Annotated in this window: 18 protein-coding genes and 2 pseudogenes; 18 read left to right on the top strand and 2 right to left on the bottom strand. The window is 56.8% G+C overall.

The genetic code is table 11. From position 1 onward, the window contains the following. From IE125_RS19010 to IE125_RS19480, 3 genes and pseudogenes are all read left to right on the top strand, one after another. Positions 1 to 527, top strand: a 527-nt coding sequence (locus IE125_RS19010; protein WP_229809217.1) for a hypothetical protein, incomplete at its 5' end; no start/stop codon positions are given. Positions 528 to 852: 325 nt separating this feature from the next. Beyond that, the gene (locus IE125_RS19005; protein ID WP_189446263.1) at positions 853 to 1,458 is read left to right on the top strand and encodes a glutathione S-transferase family protein; all 606 of its coding nucleotides are present in this window, start codon (positions 853 to 855) and stop codon (positions 1,456 to 1,458) included. Positions 1,459 to 1,482: 24 nt separating this feature from the next. Continuing rightward, positions 1,483 to 1,872: pseudogene (locus tag IE125_RS19480) on the top strand (IS481 family transposase); the annotation flags it as partial. A gap of 103 nt (positions 1,873 to 1,975) precedes the next feature. On the opposite strand, the gene IE125_RS19000 reads toward IE125_RS19480, so the two are convergent. Continuing rightward, positions 1,976 to 2,569: an NAD(P)H-dependent oxidoreductase gene (locus tag IE125_RS19000; protein WP_189446262.1), complete on the bottom strand. Its 594-nt coding sequence runs from the start codon at positions 2,567 to 2,569 to the stop codon at positions 1,976 to 1,978. Between the two features lie 159 nt (positions 2,570 to 2,728). Here IE125_RS19000 and IE125_RS18995 point away from each other — a divergent pair, with 159 nt between their 5' ends. From IE125_RS18995 to IE125_RS18925, 15 genes and pseudogenes are all read left to right on the top strand, one after another. Further along, positions 2,729 to 3,625 (top strand): LysR family transcriptional regulator, encoded by an 897-nt coding sequence (locus tag IE125_RS18995; RefSeq protein ID WP_189446261.1) that lies wholly within the window; start codon positions 2,729 to 2,731, stop codon positions 3,623 to 3,625. A gap of 825 nt (positions 3,626 to 4,450) precedes the next feature. Further along, positions 4,451 to 4,732: pseudogene (gene tnpB, locus IE125_RS19475) on the top strand (IS66 family insertion sequence element accessory protein TnpB); the annotation flags it as partial. A 6-nt stretch (positions 4,733 to 4,738) separates the two neighbouring features. Further along, positions 4,739 to 5,257, top strand: a complete 519-nt coding sequence (locus IE125_RS19470; protein ID WP_373297448.1) for an IS66 family transposase — start codon at positions 4,739 to 4,741, stop codon at positions 5,255 to 5,257. Positions 5,258 to 5,423: 166 nt separating this feature from the next. After that, on the top strand, positions 5,424 to 6,590 hold the full coding sequence (locus IE125_RS18980; RefSeq protein WP_189446258.1) for an MFS transporter: 1,167 nt from the start codon (positions 5,424 to 5,426) through the stop codon (positions 6,588 to 6,590). 749 nt (positions 6,591 to 7,339) lie between these two features. Beyond that, positions 7,340 to 8,029: a hypothetical protein gene (locus IE125_RS18975; RefSeq protein WP_189446257.1), complete on the top strand. Its 690-nt coding sequence runs from the start codon at positions 7,340 to 7,342 to the stop codon at positions 8,027 to 8,029. Between the two features lie 35 nt (positions 8,030 to 8,064). Beyond that, positions 8,065 to 8,739: an SDR family oxidoreductase gene (locus IE125_RS18970; RefSeq protein WP_189446256.1), complete on the top strand. Its 675-nt coding sequence runs from the start codon at positions 8,065 to 8,067 to the stop codon at positions 8,737 to 8,739. A 476-nt stretch (positions 8,740 to 9,215) separates the two neighbouring features. Further along, positions 9,216 to 9,296 carry a K(+)-transporting ATPase subunit F gene (gene kdpF, locus IE125_RS19465; RefSeq protein ID WP_189446268.1) on the top strand — a complete coding sequence of 27 codons (81 nt, stop codon included), beginning with the start codon at positions 9,216 to 9,218 and terminating at the stop codon, positions 9,294 to 9,296. A gap of 1 nt (position 9,297) precedes the next feature. Continuing rightward, positions 9,298 to 11,013, top strand: coding sequence for a potassium-transporting ATPase subunit KdpA (gene kdpA, locus IE125_RS18960; RefSeq protein WP_189446255.1), 1,716 nt, complete (start codon positions 9,298 to 9,300; stop codon positions 11,011 to 11,013). Positions 11,014 to 11,036: 23 nt separating this feature from the next. Beyond that, positions 11,037 to 13,118 (top strand): potassium-transporting ATPase subunit KdpB, encoded by a 2,082-nt coding sequence (kdpB, locus tag IE125_RS18955; protein WP_308430167.1) that lies wholly within the window; start codon positions 11,037 to 11,039, stop codon positions 13,116 to 13,118. A 13-nt stretch (positions 13,119 to 13,131) separates the two neighbouring features. Beyond that, positions 13,132 to 13,797: a potassium-transporting ATPase subunit KdpC gene (gene kdpC, locus IE125_RS18950; protein WP_229809216.1), complete on the top strand. Its 666-nt coding sequence runs from the start codon at positions 13,132 to 13,134 to the stop codon at positions 13,795 to 13,797. A 46-nt stretch (positions 13,798 to 13,843) separates the two neighbouring features. Continuing rightward, positions 13,844 to 16,636, top strand: a complete 2,793-nt coding sequence (locus tag IE125_RS18945) for an ATP-binding protein (RefSeq protein WP_189446254.1) — start codon at positions 13,844 to 13,846, stop codon at positions 16,634 to 16,636. Further along, a complete protein-coding gene (locus IE125_RS18940) occupies positions 16,636 to 17,367 on the top strand; it encodes a response regulator (RefSeq protein ID WP_189446253.1) in 732 nt (243 codons plus the stop codon). The genes IE125_RS18945 and IE125_RS18940 overlap by 1 nt, the downstream gene beginning before the upstream one ends. Positions 17,368 to 17,775: 408 nt before the next feature. Continuing rightward, a complete protein-coding gene (locus tag IE125_RS18935) occupies positions 17,776 to 18,753 on the top strand; it encodes a quinone oxidoreductase family protein (protein ID WP_189446252.1) in 978 nt (325 codons plus the stop codon). A gap of 74 nt (positions 18,754 to 18,827) precedes the next feature. Beyond that, positions 18,828 to 19,409, top strand: a complete 582-nt coding sequence (locus tag IE125_RS18930; protein WP_189446251.1) for a TetR/AcrR family transcriptional regulator — start codon at positions 18,828 to 18,830, stop codon at positions 19,407 to 19,409. Between the two features lie 40 nt (positions 19,410 to 19,449). Continuing rightward, positions 19,450 to 20,334, top strand: coding sequence for an arginase family protein (locus tag IE125_RS18925; RefSeq protein WP_189446250.1), 885 nt, complete (start codon positions 19,450 to 19,452; stop codon positions 20,332 to 20,334). Between the two features lie 299 nt (positions 20,335 to 20,633). Here IE125_RS18925 and IE125_RS18920 read toward each other — a convergent pair whose 3' ends face one another. Beyond that, positions 20,634 to 21,230, bottom strand: a complete 597-nt coding sequence (locus IE125_RS18920; protein WP_189446249.1) for a TetR/AcrR family transcriptional regulator — start codon at positions 21,228 to 21,230, stop codon at positions 20,634 to 20,636. Between the last annotated feature and the right edge of the window lie 160 nt (positions 21,231 to 21,390).

Genomic DNA, 21,390 nt, shown 5'->3' with positions numbered 1-21,390 from the left:
CATCCTGCTACATCGCAAGCGGCATCTACATGTCGATTGGATCATCGTACCTTCAGGACTCTCTCGGGATTAGCAGTGCCTTGCTTGCTGGGCTATTGGTGTTCCTGGTCTTTGGCTCAGCATTCGTTGCGCAGTTGGTCGCCGCGAGAATTACTCCCTTGGCGCAGGCTTCTGTTGCGCTCTTTGCGGGTGGTTTAGGCGCAATCATCTTGGTGTTGGGAATCAATGTCGACTCACCAACAGCCTTGTTTGCGTCTGCTACGTTGAGTGGTGCCTCTCAGGGCTTGGGTCAATTGGTGGGGCTGACCTTGGTTCGTCGCATTACGCCATTGCCAAAACTACGCGGAGCCTACGCAATTCTCAATACCGTTGGCTATGCAGTTAGTGGTGGATCTATTGCCGCCTCTTGGCCACTGGTTCGTGTATTGGGTACTGCTGGGGCAATTGCAGTTATTGCTGTAATAGTCGTTGTGCTGACTTCCCTCGCGGGTCTTCTTGCCTTTATGAATAAGGAACAGATGAGATAGCGGTCTAGGCCCCGTCTGAAAAATCGGCGAGCGAAGATAAGACAAAACAAAAATTGGCGAAGAAACGAAGTTTACAGGGTGTAAATGAGTATTCTGAGCCAATTTTTAAAGCCGTATTGTCGAGCGCAGGTACTTTTTAGACAGAACCTAAGGGAAGGGTCGCTGTGAAATAATCCGACGATGCGCGTTTTCTTGGGCTGAAGAGTGAGATGTCACTCCTAAAGGGTGTTTCCCGGTGTGCTCCGAGGCTTTATATGAACGCTTGGAGATGATCCTGGCGTGGCTAGAGATATATTAACTAACGTTTATGTGAGATTTTTTTATAATGGCTAGGCTCAAAATTCTTTACTCACCTACATCACCCTTTGCTGCGAAAGCGCGCATGATAGCTGCCTTTGGAGGATTTTCATTTGATCAGGTGATGATTGATCCAAGCGTTCAGCCCTCTGAACTGCTGGAGGTAAATCCGCTAGGGAAAGTACCCGTTCTGGTCAATGATGAGGATGCTGTGTTTGATAGCCGTCTGATCACAACCTATTTGGACGAGCTGAGCGTCGGTGCGCTGCACGGGGATAGTCCTGTAGAGCGATTCGTCTCGCAGAAGTTGGAGGCATTGTCTGATGGAGTATGCGACTGTCTGCTAGCTCATGTCATGGAGCGACGCTTGCGCGAGCCCGAACAGATCAGCCAGTCTCTCTTGGATCGTTACTGGGGAAAGGTCTCACGGTCTCTTTCTTTACTCGAAGATACTGTGCCCGGTTTGCCACGTAAGATGAGTGCGGGCCAAGTGGCACTGCGCTGCATGTTGGCCTACCTGGATCTGCGGTTTAGTGGCGAGTGGGAGCAGGGAAAGCCCGAGCTACTTCGTTGGCAAAAGCAGTTCGATGCGGATCGACCTGATTTGCTCAACTACCTGCCTAGACAGTCTTAGAGGCGCAGTGCTTTATTGCATCCGGTTGTAGCACGTGAGTTCCTGAGCCCTCGACTGTCTCGCTCGAGCCTGCACCGCATGCCCACGCGCCGCGAGATAATGACACTGGCCGAACTGGCTCGCCTGAACGCTGGCGATGATGGAAAGCTACGGCACAAGCCCTTCAAGGACTACGAGCCCCGGGGTGTGCTCACATCAATATTAAGCACCTGCCCCGGATGCTTGATGAGGAGCAGTAGCGCTATCCGTGCGTCGCCATCGACCGTGCCACACGCTGGGTCGCAGCCAATCGGTTAGGGACGCCAGGACATTTATAAAGTGCGTGGGGGCAGCAAGCTCCCTTCGCGATGCGAACGGCGCTCACTGACCGGCAAGTCGGTCACCGATTACTTCACGCGGGAAGGCGACCAGCGCTATTTAACAAACCAATTATTAATCACATAGGGGCCGGCAGGCCGCACAGAAAGCAAAGTAGTATCGCCCCTTGGATCAATTCTTTAGTTTTAAGTGTATAAAATCACATTAAATTTGAGGTTGCTTTGTCAAGATGTCGTTGATAACGTTCAATATCATTTTCGATGCTGGGGTTTTTCTTAACATCATGGCTGGAAAATCCCTCTAGTGATGTGAATCCGTTAAATTGATATGCTTTATGAAGCCATATGAAAACCTCGTCTACACTTCGGCCATTGAAGAATTCATCTTCATTAAAAGCCTCTTCAGGGGCGTTCAGTGTGACGGAAATCAGGAGCTTCCTTCCTTGCATCAATCCTCCTGTTCCATAGTTTTTTGTTGGCTCATGACGGCTTCTTCCATCGTTTTTCGATAATGCTGAGCCGAGTCCGAAGTTGAAAACTTCATCAATATACTTTTTGAATATCCATGGGGTGGCCATCCAATACATTGGTGTCTGTATAATCACAATGTCAGATTCGACGTGCTTATTGACTTCCTGCTCTATGTTATAGCCTTTGTCAACGTCAGTGGTAATGATTTGATAACCTAAAGACTCCAGCGAATTTTTTGCCGTAGTTACGAGTAATTGATTTAAGCTGCCTTCTGCCCATCCCTCATAATGTTGGTGGGCATTTATAATCAGCGCTTTTTTCATTGCTTAAGTCCTGAAGCCTTATAGATGTATGTTGATTCATGGTGCCTCACGAAGACCACTTTATTGAGGCAGTATGCTACTATTGTAGGGTTTTGTTTTTATGTATAAAATACCTTTTTTTTGATAACACTATCCATTTGTGTGGATAATTGGGGAAAAATGAATCAGTTTTTGGCTTTGGAAGTATTTACGAAAGTAGTTGAAAATCTCGCGTTCAATAAAGCTGCTAGATCTTTAGGAATGCCTACATCTACGGTAAGTAAGATAGTTAAAGATTTGGAAAATCATCTTGGCGTGTCGTTGCTAATTCGTACTACTCGTCAGATGTTGATAACTCAGGAAGGGTATGAATATTACAAAGGTGCTGTGAGTGTTTTGACAAGTCTCAAGTCTATAGATGCAGAGGTGTCAGGTAAAAAGATTTTGCCAGAAGGGCACATTCGTGTAGATAGTCAAGTGGGGTTTGCAACTTATTTATTAATTCCTGAGCTCAGAAGTTTCTATGACCTATACCCTGAAATTACATTGGGGCTAGGTATGAGTGATACAAGAGCGGATATATTAGGGGAGGGAATTGATTGCGTAATTCGCGTTGGGGGGGGGAGCATGCCCGGTATGGTTGAGCGTAAGATTATGGACTTGGATTTTGTAACATGTGTTTCGGCTTCGCTTGTTGAGAAAAAGGGGGTGCCAAAAAGACCGGAAGACATAGAAAACCTTTATCCCACGATTTCCTACTTTAGATCTTCGTCATCTGTGACGTTGCCACTAATCTTCAAGAAAGAAAATGAATATTTTGAAATTGCCAATAATCAGTTTGTTGCTAATAATGGTGTTGGCTTGCTTTCTATGAATCTCAGCGGCTTAGGCGTAGGGCAGCATATAAAAAATTTTGTTTCTCCGCATATCCAAAGTGGTGAGTTAATTGAGATTCTTCCCGATTGGACGCGCCCGCCTATGCCGCTAAAAATTGTTTATCCGCCGAGCCAAAGAAAAAGCGCGCGCTTGCAAGTGTTTATTGAATGGTTTGTGGCTACTTTTGCGCAACAAGATTAGTCTGTGATTTATTGTTTTGATGGAACGAAAGTTTGCTATTGACCGAGGGTCGGTTTAAGTGGCTTCCTGTCGTGCATGCATATAGTCATATGCTTAGTAATTATTGCGCTATTAGGTGTGTGAAGTGTCTGATAGGCTAGTGCATAAGTACGATTTGGTATTCACACGCTGCGCGTGTGACACGATTTTATTTGTCAGTGTTCGCTGAGATGGAACTCACCTAATGGTTCTTGGTGTTGTCATTTTCATAATCAGGTCGGCTGTTTCGCTATTAATTCTTGTTCTATGATTAATTGCGGCGTCAAACTGAGATCGATCGAGAAATGAGGCTATTTGTACCGTTTCTGAATTTTTATTGTAAGGCTTCAACAAATTGGGAGCGGTCTCTCTAATTGCAAAGCTTTAGCAGATAAATACTCAAGTTCCTCATAAGATCTATTTGAGTCCGAGTGTCAGATGCTAGAGTGGCTTCTAGCGGTAGAAATTCATTGTAATCATTACTTGTTACAACAAACCATGAGTCCAGAGCCTCTCTTCTCGGCTTGATCCGCCACCCATCTGACTGATGCCTTTCCATTGCAGGAGAATATCAGGAGCGAATTGACCTTGACGCAGGCCTCCTGGTTGGGTCATCTGTTTCGCGGCTCATGCCGCGGACTGGCTCTATGCAAATATGCATCGGAGCAGCATTCCACAATGGCCGAGTTGGTGACCTGGGAACAGCGCTTGCAGGTACAGGGCATTGATGTACCGCTACGTCACCGAACGGCGCGCGCCACCGCTGTCACGGTGGCGTCATGATCCGACCGCGATAGCGGGCTGCGGGTGTACCTATGCCGCGAACCTGTCGATATGGGTAAGCAGATCGATGGACTGGCGCTACTGGTTCAGGAAGCGATGGCGCTCGATCCCTTCGCGGCGGCGGTGTTCATCTTCGGCAATCGCCAGCGCGGCAAGGTGAAGCTGCTCTAGTGGGATCGCAATGGCTTCGTGGTCTGGTATAAGAGCCCCGAGCGCGAACGCTTCCAATGGCCAAAGCAGCTTGAGGGCGACACCATCATGCCTTCCGGGCAGGAACTCAACTGGCTGCTTGATGGCTACTATCTCGATGCGATGAAGCCGCACCAGACATTACCATTGCAATCCGTCGGCTGCCCCCTCGCCGAGGACGCGCCATGCCGGTATCCTGCCGGCATGACTTTCCACACCCCCCACAGCCTCTACCAGCTGCAGCGCCGTGTGGCCACAATGGAAGGCAAGAACGCTCGTCTGCTGGCGTTGATGGCTCTAAAGGGAGCGCAGTGGGAAGCTACCAAGGCAGCGCTCTTCGAGCAGTTCCGCTTGGCCATCGAACGTCAGTTTGGTCCCTCCACCGAGAAGTACCGCGTCGAGCAGGCCAATCTGCTGATCAATGAAGCCGAAGCGGCGGTGGACGAAGAAAGTGCCGATGAGGCTGGCGCGTCATCGATCAATGATGAGAGCACCACTAACAGCGACGATACGCCTTCCAGGCACCGTGCTCGCGTCGGCCAGATCGCGCTGCCATTCGTGTTCGATATGTTGCCGACGCTTGATGCGGAAGACGAGCTCAGTTGCCTACTGCCTTGGCGGTGGAAAGAGGCGCCGGTCTGAATACCGAACACAGCACTGCAAGCCGCTCAAAATGGGGTTTGTGGAACGCTTACGAATAATCTGTCTCACGACAGCCTGCATCGCGGCGACTAACTGGCCCAAAGTGGACTCATGTTTCTTGACGAGCCGCGGCCCGAGTGCATCCACGTGACATGAAGGAAATTACATGAAGTTCAATCCAGCCCTTGTGGCACTGACGCTAGGCTCCTTTACCATCGGTTTGACGGAGTTCTCGCCGATGGGTCTTCTGCCGGTGATCGCGAATGATCTTGGCATCTCCATCCCGACCGCCGGCATGGTAGTCACGGCCTATGCCTTCGGCGTCACGATCTTTGCTCCGGCAGTGACGCTGGCCGCCGGGCGGATGGCTCGCAATCGTCTCCTGGTCCTGCTGGCGTTGCTGCTGACCGCGGGCAACCTGCTGGCAGTTCTCTCGCCCAGCTACGAGGTGCTGCTGGTGGCACGCGTGCTCACCGCGCTATGCCAAGGCACCTTCTTCGGAGTCGGCGCGCTGGTGGCTGCCAGCCTCGTGCCTCCGAATCGTCAGGCTGGCGCCGTCGCGGCCGTATTCATGGGGCTGACTGTGGCCAATGTCGCTGGCGTGCCCGCCATGACCTACCTGGGCGAATACTCCGGATGGCGCGTACCCTTCATGGTGATCACCGCCCTTGGCTTGGTCTCGGCCCTAGCCTTGACCCGAGCCCTGCCACATATCCCGACCAAGGGGGGCGTGGACGCCAAGGCCGAGATCGGCGTAATGCTGCGGCGCCCCGTTTTGGCTGCCCTCGGCATGACCGTGATGACCTCGACTGGGCAATTCACCGTCTTCACCTACGTGGCGCCGATGCTGCAGAACACCACCGGCGTCAGTGCACAGATGATTACGCTGGCGTTGGTGATCGTGGGGCTAGGCATGACAGTGGGCAATTCTCTGGGCGGTCGAGCGGCGGACAAGTCGTTGCAGGTCACGCTGGTCGTCACCCTCGTGTCGCTAATCGTTCTGCTAATCGCGCTGAAGCTGGTTCTGACCCAACTGATTCCGACGCTATTGCTGCTCTTCATCTGGGGTGGCCTGTGCTTTGCTCTGGTTCCGACGATGCAGATGCGGGTGATGCGCGCGGCACAGAACGCCCCCACGCTGGCCTCTTCGGTCAACATCGGGGCCTTCAACCTTGGCAACGGCCTGGGAGCCGTCGTGGGAGGAGCTGTCCTCAATGCGGGGTTCGACTACCCGGAAATCCCGCTGGTCAGTGCCGCTGTTTTTGCGATCCCATTGGTGTTCCTGTTGGCGCAGGGCGCGGGGGCGCGGACCCAAGCACACCGCTACGGCTGACGCCCAGCACCGACCCGGCGGCGCTCAGCACCGGATCGCCGCCGTGATCTACGATACGGATGTTACCGCCCGGGCCGATATTACCCAGATACACCCCAAACCGCCTGCTCGGCAGACGGGCGCGCTGTCTCGGCATCTTCATAAATCAGAATGTGGCAAGCGCTCTACAAACTCTATCTTCTCGGTCTGATCCGCCACCTGCAGACTGATGCCTTTCCATTGCTGGAGAATATCATGAGCGAATTGACCTCGACGCAGGCCTCCTGGTTGGATCATCTGTCTCGCGGCTCATCCCGCGGACTGGCTCTATGTAAATATGCATCGGAGCGGCATCTCACATTGGCCTAGTTGATGGCTTGAGAGCAGCGCTCACCGGTACAGGGCATCGGCGTATCTCCACGCTATCGACCGTCGCGTTTCGTCGCTGTCACGGTGGCGTCATGATCCGGTCCGTGAGCGGGCCTGCGCGTGTACTTGTGCCGCGAAGCTCTTAATATGCGTAAGCAGATCAATGGGCTGGCTCTGCCGGGTTGAGGAATGATCACAGCGCTGTAGCTGCTCAAGATAGGGGCGTGGAGCGTGTACAAAGTAATTATCCGCAAATTTGATTCGGTCGCTATCTAGTACTACGCTAATAAAGAGCGATAAGTCGATTATCAAGACAGTTGATGCTGAAAAAAGTATGCGTTGGCATGCCAACTTGTTAACAACGTGGTTTCTGGTTTTAGACTTTTTATGGAGAAGTTTTAATGACGATAGCAATTTACGAACTAAGTATGATTCGTCTGGACGATGCGAAGAAGCTAGAGGTCATCGATGGGAAGATTAGAGCGCTGAGCAGCGATATTTGGAATGAATTAAAAGGAAGTTATATCTATCGGCGTATTTCTGACACGAGCGGCCCCGAGGGTCTGCAGTTTCCAAAAGATATGCAACAGACTGCTGAAATTGCATTTCCATGGCCTGGGCACGACGTGGTTCTGGCCACGAAATATGGTCAAATGGAAAAATTAGTTGATTCTCTTGGGTTGCATTCTAATATCGAACGTTGTGATGAATATATTGCCGAGCGACGGGTCGTACTTGACAAAGGTAGTATCCGGGAGGGCTATCCATCCAATGGCATCAGTTACTTATATGGTCTCTATTTTCATAATGACCTGATGCCGTCCGCTATAGATAGAATGTGGGGAAATCATCCAGAAACCGTTGAGCGCGTACATATTGGAGTCGGTCGCTACACCCAATGGTGGATAAAAGACAGGGAAAAAGATGCGGCTTCAATAGGGGGGGTCGCCGAGTTGCATTTTCCAACGGAAGAAGATCTCGTTAAGCGACTCTTCGACTCTGAGCGCGGGCAAAAAGAAGTCGTTACAGATCAAAAAGGTTTCATGAAAGGTGGAATGCCTCGAGTGTTTTCGCGACAGTACGTGATTTAACGTTTATTTGGTTTGTTGTTTAACGGAGATGGTTCATGAGTGATAAGGTGCTATTTATAACTGGGGCATCTTCGGGGATCGGGGCGGCAACTGCCAGGCGCGCTATAGCTGATGGATGGAAAGTGGGCTTGTTTGCTCGGTCGGCCGAAAAGCTCAAGGCTCTTAAGGTAGAACTTGGTGAAGGTGCGATAGCTTTGGTTGGTGACGCTCGGAGTTTCGAAGATCAACAGCGAGCAGTGGAGAAACTAGCGGACCATTTTGGTGACGTAACAGCAGCGTTTGCCAACGCTGGACGCGGGGAGACTATAGCGGATACGTTGAGCGCCGAACCCGATGACTGGCAATCCATGGTCGAACTCAACATCATGGGAGTTTTATGGACATCCAAAGCTGTCGCTCCATATTTTAGGAAAAATCAAGGCCATATAGTCATTACGGGCTCCGACGCGGGCCGAATGCATTTCAAAGCATCCGTGTATTCGGCTACGAAGTGGTTCGTTCATGGTTACGCTGGCAATTTGGCAGAAGAGTTTAAGGATTGGGGGGCGCGCGTGACCATTATCTCTCCAGGCATTGTTGATACACCTTTTTTTGAGCAATCACAATCAGGAAAGCTTCAGCCTGAAGATGTTGCCGATTGTGTTATTTTTTCCCTTGATGCCGATAGGCGTGCCAATGTCAGGGAGGTGATGATCACTCCTATGAAATGAGTTATACGCGATATGGGACCATGCATGCAGATATTGAAGTAGCTGATTATAATTTTTGTGATTATTGCTATCAAGCCTAGCTGAGCTTTATGTGCTGACATAGGTGGCCAAAAAGATAGCCTGCTGGTCTATTTTTTGCCGAGGTTTTTGGCTGATTTTTTGTAAGGTCATGAGGGTCTTGTTTTCCATTTTTCTCATATTAAAAATGGGGGTGGCCGTTCTTTTAATTTTGTCTTGCTCGTTTATTGTTCTTGTTTTAGATAGTTTTCGTGTTTTCCTTGAAAAAGTTAATATTGAACTGCTTCTAAGGATATTGGCGTCACTGCTAACGCTTTCGGTTACCTCCGTGGTCTAATTTTTCCTAAGTGGTTAGTGTTCCCGTTTGCGTTTTTTTTACGCCTAAGCTTTGATTACGATATGGCATTTTTACGCGGGCCGGGTCGAGACTGAGCGCTCCTGAAACGTGGAGCCGAACCATGACCTTGATCCTGCTGGCGGTCGCCTTGGCGACCGCCGTCTATCTGTTCGTTGCGCTGTGTCAGCCGGAGCGTTTCTGACATGAGTGCGATGACCTGGATTTACGCCCTACTGATCGGACTGGCGCTGCCGCTGGGCCTCTACATGGGCCGCGCGCTGGATACCGATCGCCACACCTGGCTGGACCGCCTCTTCGGCCCGGTGGAGAACGTCCTGTTGACGCTGGCCGGCGTCGACCGGCGCGTGTCGCTCTCCTGGTGGCGCTACGCGCTGGCGGTGTTGAAGCTTCACGTGCTGCTGATCGTGCTGGTGTGGTTCACCTTCATGGTCCAGGGTGTGCTGCCACTCAACCCCGACGGCATCGCTGGAATGAACTGGAACACGGCGCTGCACACGGCGGTGTCGTTCGCCACCAACACCAACCAGCAACACTATTCCGGCCAGGCCGAGCTTTCCTACTTCAGCCAGACCGTGGCCATCGTCACGCTGCAGTTCCTGACCCCGGCAACCGGCTTGGCGGTGCTGCTGGCGATCACGCGTACGCTGTTGCGCAAACGTCGCGATACGAACGCTGCCGAGAGCGACAGCACGGAAACGACTGGTGTCGGCAACTACTACGTCGATCTGATGCGTATCGTCATGCGCGTGTTCCTGCCGCTGGCGTTGATCGTGGCGCTGCTGCTGAGTTGGCAGGGCGTCCCCGCGACCTACGATGGCGCGCAGCGCGTGGCCCAGCTCGACGGCGGCAGCGAACAGGTGATCCCGCGCGGGCCGGTGGCGCCGATGGTGGCGATCAAGCAGCTCGGCACCAATGGCGGCGGCTGGTACGGTCCCAATTCCAGCGTGCCGCTGGAGAACCCCACGGCGATCGCCAATATCATCGAGACGATCGCGATCCTGCTGATCCCGGTGGCCTCGCTGATCGCCGTCGGCGTGATCAGCGGCCGGCGGCGCCTCATGGTCGGCATCGGCGCGGTAATGATCGCCTTCTCGCTGATCAGCACCACGCTGGTGGTGGTCTCCGAGCGCATGCCCAACGCGGCACTCAGTGGGCTTGCCATCGCCGACAGCCCCAACCTCGAGGGCAAGGAGCTGCGCTTCGGCTCCGAACTGTCCGCGCTCTGGGGTAGCTGGACGACGCAGACCTCCAACGGCTCGGTCAACGCCATGCACGACAGTTTCAATCCGCTGGGCGGGCTGGGGCTAATGATGGATATGTTCGTCAACGTCACCTTTGGCGGCGTGGGTGTGGGGCTGATCGGCTACCTGCTCTATCTGATGCTGGCGGCGTTCATCGGCTCGCTGATGATCGGCCGCGCGCCGGAGCTCTTCGGCAAGCCGCTGGAAACCCGCGAAATGCGCTGGATTTCGCTCGCGATCCTCGCTCAGCCGCTGATCATCCTCGGTCTGAGTGCGATCACGCTCGCTTTCCCGACGCTGACCGGCAATTCCAATCCCGGCTTCCACGGCCTCTCGCAAGTGCTCTACGAATACACCTCGGCGTTCGCCAACAACGGCTCGGGATTCGAAGGGCTGGGTGACGCCACGCCGTGGTGGAACCTGACCTGCGTGCTGGCGCTGGCGATCGGTCGCTTCCTGCCCATGCTGGTGCCGCTGGCGGTTGCCGGCTGGCTCGCCGATAAACGCACGGCGCCGGAAGGGCGCGGCACGCTGTCGCTGGAAACCGGCGCCTTCGTCGGGCTGACCGCCGGTGTCATCGTGATCGTCAATCTGCTCGGTTTCCTGCCTGCGCTGGTGCTCGGCCCGATCGCCGAACAACTGACGCTGGCCTGGTGATGACGGGGAATCAGGAAAAACTCATGGCAACAATGCAATCAAACGACTCGGCTCTCGAATCCCGCGATGCTCTTGAATCTCACGATAAGGCCAAAGCGCACCGGATTCCCACGCTGACACTGATGGGCGAATCCCTGCGGCGCCTGAATCCGAAGAGCCTGGCGCGCAATCCGGTCATGGCGGTGGTCGCCATCGGCACGCTGGTCTGCGCGCTCTACACCGGCATGGCCTTTTCTGCTGACGCGGGTCAGGGTGCCTTTGCGCTGATCGTCACGCTGGTGCTGCTGGCCACTGTGCTGTTCGCCAACGCCGCCGAGGCGATGGCCGAGGCCCGCGGCAAGGCGCATGCCGGCAGCCTGCGCGCAACCCGCGGCGAGCTCAAGGCACGCCGCCTGAGCAATAGCGGTCGTGGGAATGAGGAAGAGACCGTCAGTGCCGATCAGCTGCGTCGAGGCGATCGCGTTCGCGTGGTGGCGGGCGAGTTGATTCCGGCGGACGGCGAGATCATCCAGGGCGCGGGCTCGATCAACGAGTCCGCCGTGACCGGTGAATCCGCGCCGGTCCTGCGCGAGGCGGGCACGGATAACAGCGGCGTCAGCGCCGGCACCAAACTGCTCTCCGACGAACTGGTGATCGAGGTCAGCGCGGATCCGGGCGAGTCGCTGCTCGACCGCATGATCGCGCTGGTCGAAAGCGCCAACCGCCAGAAGACGCCCAGCGAGCTGGCGCTGTCGGTGCTGCTCTCCACGCTCACGCTGATCTTTCTGATCGTGGTGGTGACGCTGGTGCCGATGGCGCTGTTCGTGGGGATCGAGACTTCCACCGTCATGCTGGTGGCGCTGCTGGTGTGTCTGATCCCGACCACCATCGGGGGCTTGTTGCCGGCGATCGGTATTGCCGGCATGGAGCGCGCCATGCGCGCCAATCTGGTGGCCAAATCCGGCAAGGCGGTGGAGATCGCCGGCAGCATCGACACGCTGCTGCTCGACAAGACCGGCACTATTACCCTCGGCGACCGTCGCGCCACCGAGTTCGCGCCCTGTCACGACGTCGAGCTCGAGCGCCTGCGCCGCGTGGCCGGCCTCTGCTCGCTGGAAGACCCGACGCCGGAAGGACGCTCCATCGTTTCGCTCGCCCGAGAGCAGGGCGCCGAACTGGAGATGACCCAGGAAGCGGAGGTGGTGCCCTTCACTGCCGCTAGCCGCGTCTCGGGTCTCGATTTCGCCTCCGGACGCTGCTGGCGCAAGGGCGCGACCAATGCCATTGCCACGCTGGTGCGCGAGGGTGGCGGGCGCGTGCCGGCGGATTTCGAGGCGCTGGTCGAACGCATTTCACGTCATGGCGCCACGCCGCTGGCGGTGTGTGAAGACAACGTGCTGCTGGGCGTCATCGCGCTGTCCGACGTGATCAAGCCGGACATCGCCGAGCGCTTCCAGGCGCTGCGGGACATGGGCGTGAAGACGGTGATGATCACCGGCGACAACCCGATCACCGCCGCCGCGATCGCCGCCGAGGCCGGCGTCGATGACTACATCGCCGAGGCCACGCCGGAGCGCAAGCTCGAACTGATCCGCGAGGAGCAGGCCTCCGGTCGGCTGGTAGCGATGATGGGCGACGGCACCAACGACGCGCCGGCGCTGGCGCAGGCCGACCTGGGTCTGGCGATGAACTCCGGCACCCAGGCGGCGCGGGAAGCGGCCAACATGGTCGATCTCGATTCCGACCCCGGCAAGCTGTTGAGCGCGGTGGAGATCGGCAAGCAGTTGCTGATCACGCGCGGCGCGTTGACTACCTTCTCGCTTGCCAACGACGTCGCCAAGTACTTCGCCATTCTGCCGGCGATCTTCGCTGCCAGCGTACCGGCGCTGGGCGCGCTCGACGTGCTCGATCTGCACTCGCCGGAATCCGCGGTGCTCTCGGCGGTGATCTTCAACGCCCTGGTGATTCCGGCGCTGATCCCGTTCGCGCTGCGTGGCGTGCGCGTCAAGGCGGCCTCGGCCAGCGCCATGCTGAGACGCAACCTGCTGATCTACGGCGTCGGCGGCATCCTGTTGCCGTTCCCGACGATCAAACTGATCGATCTCGTGATCGGCGCGTTCTTCTGAGAGGACATTGATAATGGCAACGATGAACAAGGCTCAATCCGCCAAAGGCCGGACCGTGTCCGAGGCGCGCCGCGAGGCCGCCCGCGAGAATGTACGAGAGAGCGCCACCACCAGCTGGCTGACGGCGCTGCGATTCAGCGTGCTGATGGCGCTCGCCCTGGGTCTGATCTATCCGTTGATCGCGGTGGGGCTGTCGCAGATGTGGTTTCCGCATCAGGCCAGCGGTAGCCTGATCGCCGACGATCAGGGGCGCGTGGTGGGTTCGACGCTGGTGGGCCAGCAGTTCGGTAACGATCGCTACTTCCAGGGCCGACCGTCGGCGGTGGATTACGCCGCCGATGGTGTCGGGGGCTCCAACCTGGCCCCCAGCAATCCCGAACTGCGTGAGCGAGCCGAGGCGGATGCGGCACGGATCAGCGCCCGCGATGGTGTCGCGCCGGGCCAGATACCGGCGGATCTGTTGTCCGCTTCCGGCTCCGGCATCGACCCGCATATCAGCCCCGCAGCCGCGGAAATCCAGATCGAGCGCGTCGCACGGGTCCGTAGCATGGACCCGCAGGCGGTGCGAGCGCTGGTCGAGCGCTATCGTGATTCCGGGGGCCTCGTCGGGGAGCCGGTGGTCAACGTGTTGAAACTCAATCTGGCGCTGGATGGTATCGCGACGCATCCGGTCCTCTAGAATGAGGCGTTGAAACGGTGCAGGAGATTGGCATGAGAATTCCGGTGTGAGTGGCACACGAGAAGCGGGGCGTCCGGATCCGGATGCGCTGCTGGCAACGACCCGCGAGAGCGGGTCGTTGCGCGTCTTTCTGGGTGCCGCGCCCGGCGTGGGCAAGACCTGTACCATGCTGCGCACGGCGCGAGAGCGTCTCGCTGCGGGTGAGGACGTCCTGCTCGGCGTGATCGAAGCCCACGGACGCTCGGAAACCGAGCAGCTCTGCGAGGGGCTACCGACGCTGCCGCCGGTGACGCGTGAACATCACGGGCGCGGGTTTGCCGAGTTCGACCTGGATGGCGCGCTGGCGCGACGCCCGGCGATCCTGCTGGTCGACGAGCTGGCCCATCGCAACATTCCCGGCGGGCGCCACGCCCGGCGCTGGCAGGATATCGAGGAGCTGCTCGACGCCGGTATCGAGGTGTGGACGACCCTCAACGTGCAGCACGTCGAAAGCTTGAACGATGACGTTGCGCGCATCACCGGCATCCGCATGCGTGAAACCGTACCGGACCGGCTGATCATGCGCGCCCGCGACGTTTCGCTCGTCGATCTCACGCCGCAGGAACTGATCGAGCGGCTGCAGCAGGGCAAGGTCTACGTGCCGGAGCAGGCGCGGGCGGCGCTGTCGCAATATTTCTCGCCCGGCAATCTCACCGCGCTGCGCGAACTCGCTTTGCAGGTGATGTCGCAGCGGCTCGACAGCGACGTGCGCCGGGTGATGGACGCCGGTGGCGTGGCGGGCCCGTGGCCGGTGCGTGCGCGGCTGCTGGTCGCGGTCAAGGGCAAGCGCGGCGATCAGGCCCTGCTGCGCGCGGCCAGCCGCTGGGCGCAGCGCCATCAGGCCCCGTGGGAGGCGGTGCAGGTCACGCCGCTGTCCGATCTGGACACCGCGGCGGCGAGCGAATCGAGCAATCTGCGCCAGCAGACCGAGCAGCTCGGCGGGCGCTGGGAAACGCTCAGCGGCGACGACCCGCTGGGCGAGCTGCTCGATCATGCCGCGCGCCACAACATCACCGCGCTGATGATCGGGCGCGCGCCGCTCAAGCGCCGCTGGTGGCGAGCGCCGCTGGTCGATCGTCTGCTCAAGCAGCGGCTGCCGTTCGATCTGATCGTGCTGGCGGAAGAGAACACCGCCTCCTCCCGCGCCGGGCCTCGGCTGCCGCGTTGGCAATGGCCGCCCTGTCGGTGGCTACGTCGAGATGAGTGGCTCTGGCCGGTGCTGGGCGTCGGCGTGGCGTCGCTGGTGGCGCAACTGATGTCGAGCGAGATCGAGCTGGCCAATCTGTCGCTGATCTTTCTCGCCGCGGTGCTCGCCAGTGCCCTGCAGTCGGGAACCCGCTCGGCGATGCTGGCCGTGGCGCTGAGCGGGCTTGTCTACAACTTCCTGTTCACCGAGCCGCGCTTCAGTCTGGCGATGATTCAGAAAGACCAGATCCTGACCGTGCTGATCTTCTGCCTGGTGGCGGTGGTGGCCGGTCAACTGGCGGGCAAGGTGCGTCGCCAGGTCACGCTACTGCGCCAGAGCCGCCAGCAGATCCAGGAAATGCTCGCGGTGTCACGCGCGCTTTCGGCGGCGGCGGATCACCAGCGTGTGCGCGAGATCGCAGTCACGGCGCTGGCCGATCACCTGCAGTTGCCGTGCGTGTTCGTCGACGCGCCTGGTGCCGGTGAAGCGCCGCGTGTCAGCGCCTCCCACTCCGGCAGTGTCACCCTCGATGGCCCGGCGCTACAGGCGGCGCGCTGGAGTTATCAGCATGGCCGTGCCAGCGGTCACGGCACGCAGACGCTGGCCGCCCAGCGTTTTCGCTTCCTGCCGATCCGCGAAAGCGGTGGCAAAGAGGCGGTTCACGGTGTGCTCGGCCTGGCTTTGGGTGACCGAGCCCGAGGCGATAGACAAGAGGGCAATAGACAAGAGGGCAATAGACAAGGAAGCGATCGTGCCGGGACGCTCGACGCCGCCGAAGAGGCGCTGATCGATAGCCTGATCAACCAACTGGGCACGGCGCTATCACGCACCCGCCTGGTGGCGGATCTGGGCGCGGCACGGCTGGCGGAGGAGAACGAGCGCCTGCGCTCGGCGCTGTTGTCGTCGGTCTCCCACGATCTGCGCACACCGCTGGCCTCGATCATCGGCTCGGCCAGCGCCCTGCGTGATCTCTGGGCCGAGATGCCCGACGCCGACCGGCGCGAACTGCTCGACGGCGTGCTCGACGAGAGCGAGCGGCTCAACCGCTATATCCAGAACTTGCTCGACATGACCCGGCTCGGCCACGGTGGATTGAAGCTCGAACGTGACTGGGTGGCGCTCTCCGACATCGTCGGTTCGGCGCTGAAACGCCTGGGGTCGGTGGTCGAGCGTCTGCACATCGAGCGCCATTTCGATGACGACCTGCCGCTGCTCTACGTGCATCCGGCGCTGATCGAACAGGCGCTGATCAACGTGATCGAGAACGCGGCGCGCTTCTCGCCCGAGGGCGGCCGACTGCGGCTGGCGGCCTCCCGCGATGGCGGCCAGGTGGTGATCCGCATTGCCGACCAGGGGCCGGGCATTCCCGAGGCGCTGCGCGAGCGCATCTTCGACATGTTCTTCAGCGGTGGCGATGGTGATCGCGGGCCCCAGGGGAGCGGCCTGGGCCTGGCGATCTGCCGCGGCATGGTCGGCGCCCACGGCGGCGAGATCGCCGCGCGCCCGGCGGACTGGGGTACAGATTCAGGTGCAGGATCAGGCACCGAGATCGTGATTCGCCTGCCAGTGTGGGATCCTCCCGAGGAAAGAGAGATCGTCGACGAGGAGCCGTGATGGCCGAGTCACCGCAATCGCCGCGCACGCCGGGGCCGCGCATTCTGCTGATCGAGGACGAACGCCAGATTCGGCGCTTTCTGCGCATCAGCCTGAGCTCCCAGGGCTTCGAGGTGCTGGAGGCGGAAAACGGCACTGCCGGGGTGGCGGCGTTCAATCACCAACGCCCGGACCTGGTACTGCTCGATCTGGGCCTGCCTGATATCGATGGCATGGAAGTGCTCGACGCCCTGCGCGCGCAGAGCGAGGTGCCGGTCCTGGTGGTCTCGGTGCGTGCCAGCGAGGCGGAAAAAGTGGCCGCGCTGGATGCCGGTGCCAACGACTACATCACCAAACCATTCGGCGTGCAGGAACTGCTGGCACGGGTGCGCGCGATCCTGCGCACCGTCATGCCATCTTCGGCATCACCGGGCGCGCCGGATGCCGGGCTGTGTATTGGTGATCTGGTCATCGATCTCGCCCATCGCCGGGTCACCCATCACGGCGAAGCCGTGCATCTCACCCCTAGAGAGTACAGCGTGCTCGCCGCGCTCGCCCGCCAGCCAGATCGCGTGCTGACCCAGCATCAGCTGCTCTCCGATATCTGGGGGCCGGTCCACGTGCACGACACCCACTACCTGCGCATCGTGGTCAGCCGACTGCGTCACAAGCTCGGCGACGACCCGGACGAGCCGCGCCTGATCCAGACCGAGGCGGGCGTGGGTTATCGGCTGATGTGTAGTTTGGTCTAAATCTCTGTCGAGTAACGTCAGGATGACAGCCTCGATTCTGAGCTTTCTTGGTATGGCCTGGAGTAATGAAATCTCACAAAATAATTTTAAATATCATATGGTTGGCCTGAGCAGCGGCTGTGAGTGGGCAGGTAACCTGTCTGCCAAGATGCCAATAGAGGTGAATATTGAGCGGGTGTGGCTCTATTTGAGTGAGAATTGGATTCAGCGGCTATGGATATAGTACTTACCCATTATCTGGGTAACCTGCTTCGGTTTCACGAGAGCCGATGATGAGGGAGGAGCTACAGGGGTTGCGCGTTGAACTCCTTCTCCAGAAGTGTATAATGACTGACTAGTCAGTCAAATTTTGGCTTGTAACATTCTTGGGCGGCTCGGACCGCTTTGTGACATTGGAGGAAAGAATTTATGAAAGCTGTAGTCGCCAACCGTCTATCTGACATTCCCGATATGACGTTAGAAGAACGTTCGCAGCCACAGCTTAAGCCTGGGCACTCTCTCGTAAAAGTTCATGCAGCGACGGTCAATCCGCTTTCTGAACTTGTGCGCTCGGGCAAGGTGCCTCACGCTGTAACGCCTCTAGTTCTTAGTAACGATGGTGCTGGTACGATAGAGTCCAGTGATCAATTTTCACCAGGTACCCCAGTGGCTATCTACGGTGGTGGGCAGTTAGGAATCACCGAGGATGGGCTTCAGCAGCAATGGGTGATGGTCGAGAATAAACGTCTTTTCGATTTACCCTCATCGGTAAACTTGGATGAAGCTTCAGCGATTCCAATCAACTACGTCACCGCTTATCAATCGTTGACACGTGTTGGGAACGTCGGGGTGGGGCATACCGTGCTTATTTCCGGTGCCTCAGGTGCATTGGGGCATGCTTTAGTACAGATCTCGCTGGCATTAGGGGCAACTCCTATCGCTGTAGTTTCATCGGCGTCAAAAGTCGAGAGTGCGATTGAGTCTGGCGCTGATCACGTGATTGATCTGTCTTCTCAGGACCTTAGCTCTGTGGTCTATGAGTTAACTGATGGCGTTGGGGTCGATTTTGTTTTCGATGTGGTAGGTGGGGCGCTTCTGGGGCCTCTCGTGCAGGTGCTGCGTCGTAGAGGGACAGCCGTCTCGATTGGCTTTGTGGGAGGGGATACTGCGGAAGTAAAGGTTTCGGATCTCGTGGTTGAAGAAAAATGTCTACATGGATACGACGCTTGGTTGGAGACAGATCAAGACGTGGCTAAAGCATTCGATGCGCTGAGGGGGTTTATTAGTTCAGGCATGGTTCGTCCACGTATCGATAGTCGTTATCCCATCGACCAATATGATGCCGCCTATAAGCGCCTTGCTTCTCGCGAGGCAAGAGGAGCCATTCTGTTAGCTATGTGGGAGTGAGCGAGGAGACTTCGCGGTGATGCGGACAATTTCCCATATTTGCTGACCAATTAGCCTTCAAGGATTAATTGAAAATGAGTCGTTCTCATAAGAAAGAAGATTCACGCCGCCGCTTGTTGGAAGCGGCGGCTAACTGCTTTTCGGAGAAAGGTTTTTCCGCTTGCAGTGTTGGCGAAATCGCTAAACGTGCAGGGATGAGCCACGGCAGTGTCTACGTCCATTTTGTCGATAAGCAGTCGCTAATACTGACGTTAGTGGAAAACGAGTATCAAAGTGCGATCGAAGTCTTTGAAAACATGAGGGATGTTGCTGACCTTGATGGGATTTTTGATCGGTTGAATGAGTGTATACGTAGCGTTGGCTTTCCAATCGATCATAGATTGTGGATGAATATTTTGGCGGAGGCCACGCGTGATAGGGCGCTGGGCGAGCTCCAGAGGCGATTGGATCGCCGTATGCGTGCGGCTCTGGCAAATGCCCTTTTGCCCTTTGCATTAAGCGGAGCAGAGTCAAAGCGTATGGAGGCTATGACGATCCAGATTTACGCGAACATCGACGGATTAATCGCCCGCCAAGCGGTTGATTCTGAATTTGACATTGAGGATCAACTACCCATCTTTCGAAAACAGGTCGAGCAATTACTGAGAGCCGACTGATTTTAGCCACTCATGGTACAGACACTTAAGGAATTACGAGATGAGCCATTCTAACCGCACCCTCCGGCTACTGTTTCCCCAATGGCAGGGGGGTAACAATCCAGCTTACATTTTTGGCGCTAAATTATTGGACTATCTATCACCCGCGTCCACGGGGCCTAGAGAAGTCATCAACGTCGACGCGCCAACGGATGATGAGTTACCACTGGAGAACGGTATTCGCGGCCGTCAGGCTTTACTTCGTCAACTGTCGGATGCCGAGGATGCTATTGCTAGACATCAACCTGAGCGCCTGGTGGTCCTCGGCGGTGACTGTCTCGTCGATCTGGCTCCTTTTGCATACCTCAACGAACGTTACAACGGAGAGCTTGGCGTGCTCTGGATCGATGCTCATCCAGATGTAATGACGCCGAAGGAATTTGATCATGCTCACGCCATGGTACTCGGTAACCTAATCGGAGAAGGGGATGATGACTTCCGCAGACATGTCAAAACTCCGTTAAAGCCGGAAAATGTCATGATTGCTGGTTTAGGCGCCACGTTGCCCAGTGAGAGTGAGTTTCTCGACAAGCATGGCGTTTCGTCGATGGGACCTGCGGAGATCGGGGATGATAGCATGGCAATAATCGACTGGATTGAAGCGCGAGGTATAAGGCATCTAGCAATTCACTTCGACCTTGATGTTCTGGACCCATCGCATTTTCGCTCGGTGCTCTTTGCTGATCCGACAGCTCCCATTGGGTCTTTCGATGGCATCACGCAAGGCGACATGAACCTAAACTCTGTGCTGCGGCTGATTACAGATGTCGACACTAAAACTGACATTGTCGGTCTAGGCATCACCGAGCACCTGCCATGGGATGCAATCAACCTATCCAGTGTTCTCGCCAAGTTACCGTTGCTACGTAGTAGTCCCAGTGCTTAGCTTTCTTTAAAACACCTGAGTTAGACTTATATGCTCACAACGTGCTTGGCGCTTTCCACATAAATTAAGTCAGTTGGGCTTAGTTTCCGCCCGAAGGTAGCAAAGCCAGAAAAATTTCCCAGCACCCGGGCTTTCCAGCCTGCAGTCGGCCAGATATTCGGTTGGCTAGCGAGGCTGGCCCTGCTGGGTTGGGTGCACGCTGAAGAGCAAAAGCCAATTAGTAGGCTTGTGAATCTCTTTCTTGAGTATTTTAATTCGTGAATTTCACTCTGATGAGTGAAATTCACAATGCCTTGCCATTATCTATCCAGGATCGACAGCAGCTGATCGGCCGAGCGCAGCAGTGCCTCACGCGAGATTCCGTCTCGCGACTGAACGGCGAGCCCCTTGAGAAAGGAATCCAGCGTCAGCGTGAAGGCCTCGGCGGAGCCATCATCGGCGAGCTCCCCATTCGCCACGCCTCTGGCGATACAGTCGGCGATGGCGTCGCGATTGACCTTCCTGGCGTTACGCGCCAACTCCGCGATATCGGCGTTGTCATCATCGCAGACGATGCCCGACAGCACCGCCATGCAGCCCAGCGGAGAGCCTTTCGAAGTCTGAATCTCGATGGAGCGCCCCAGCATCACCCGAAGCGCCTCCCTCACCGACAGCGACTCGTCCCGCAGCGTCGCGACGAGCTCTCCGCAGGTGCCCATGTACTCCGCCAGACACTCCTCGTACAGCGCCTTCTTGGAACCGAAGGCCGCGTAGAAACTGGCCGAGGAGAGCCCGCCCAGCGTGCTTTTGAGATCCGAGAGAGACGTACTCTCGAACCCTTTCGCCCAGAAAAGATTCATCGCCTGCCGAACGGCGCTTTCCCGATCGAACTCTCTGGGTCTTCCGGTTCTGGCCATTTTCGCCCTCCCGAGGGGTGTTGCTCACCGCGCTTGACACATTAACAGACTATTCATTCCACAATTCGTTGACAAGGGGATACGGCTTCTGCTCAAATTCCGGATCAGTCATTCCATAAATCACTAACTTCCCTTTCGGGGTCCGGGACAAACGATGCCA

Origin of the sequence: Salinicola rhizosphaerae, from assembly GCF_014652715.1 — a bacterium.
Taxonomy (GTDB): domain Bacteria; phylum Pseudomonadota; class Gammaproteobacteria; order Pseudomonadales; family Halomonadaceae; genus Salinicola; species Salinicola rhizosphaerae.
The sequence above is the reverse complement of the archived record's forward strand: the minus strand, read 5'-3'. Positions and strand labels throughout refer to the sequence as shown.